1 rRNA gene is annotated in these 1,193 nt (G+C 53.2%); it reads left to right on the top strand.

Annotation, left to right across the window (positions count from 1 at the left end):
- A 23S ribosomal RNA gene (locus JBO43_RS22840) occupies positions 1–1,170 on the top strand; the annotation flags it as partial.
- Positions 1,171–1,193 lie beyond the last annotated feature (23 nt).

The following is a 1,193-nucleotide window of genomic DNA, read 5'->3' as shown; positions in this document are numbered from 1 at the left end:
GGAGCTGAAACCAGTCGAAGATACCAGCTGGCTGCAACTGTTTATTAAAAACACAGCACTGTGCAAACACGAAAGTGGACGTATACGGTGTGACGCCTGCCCGGTGCCGGAAGGTTAATTGATGGGGTTAGCGGTAACGCGAAGCTCTTGATCGAAGCCCCGGTAAACGGCGGCCGTAACTATAACGGTCCTAAGGTAGCGAAATTCCTTGTCGGGTAAGTTCCGACCTGCACGAATGGCGTAATGATGGCCAGGCTGTCTCCACCCGAGACTCAGTGAAATTGAACTCGCTGTGAAGATGCAGTGTACCCGCGGCAAGACGGAAAGACCCCGTGAACCTTTACTATAGCTTGACACTGAACACTGGTCCTTGATGTGTAGGATAGGTGGGAGGCTTTGAAGCGTGGACGCCAGTCTGCGTGGAGCCAACCTTGAAATACCACCCTTTAATGGCTGGTGTTCTAACGTAGACCCGTAATCCGGGTTGCGGACAGTGTCTGGTGGGTAGTTTGACTGGGGCGGTCTCCTCCTAAAGAGTAACGGAGGAGCACGAAGGTTAGCTAATCCTGGTCGGACATCAGGAGGTTAGTGCAATGGCATAAGCTAGCTTGACTGCGAGAGTGACGGCTCGAGCAGGTGCGAAAGCAGGTCATAGTGATCCGGTGGTTCTGAATGGAAGGGCCATCGCTCAACGGATAAAAGGTACTCCGGGGATAACAGGCTGATACCGCCCAAGAGTTCATATCGACGGCGGTGTTTGGCACCTCGATGTCGGCTCATCACATCCTGGGGCTGAAGTAGGTCCCAAGGGTACGGCTGTTCGCCGTTTAAAGTGGTACGCGAGCTGGGTTTAGAACGTCGTGAGACAGTTCGGTCCCTATCTGCCGTGGGCGCTGGAGAATTGAGGGGGGCTGCTCCTAGTACGAGAGGACCGGAGTGGACGCATCACTGGTGTTCGGGTTGTCATGCCAATGGCATTGCCCGGTAGCTAAATGCGGAAAAGATAAGTGCTGAAAGCATCTAAGCACGAAACTTGCCCCGAGATGAGTTCTCCCTGACCCTTTAAGGGTCCTGAAGGAACGTTGAAGACTACGACGTTGATAGGCTGGGTGTGTAAGTGCAGCGATGCATTGAGCTAACCAGTACTAATGAACCGTGAGGCTTAACCTTACAACGCCGAAGATGTTTTGGCG

This window comes from Lelliottia jeotgali (assembly GCF_016771845.1).
GTDB lineage: Bacteria > Pseudomonadota > Gammaproteobacteria > Enterobacterales > Enterobacteriaceae > Enterobacter > Enterobacter jeotgali.
The sequence above is the reverse complement of the archived record's forward strand: the minus strand, read 5'-3'. Positions and strand labels throughout refer to the sequence as shown.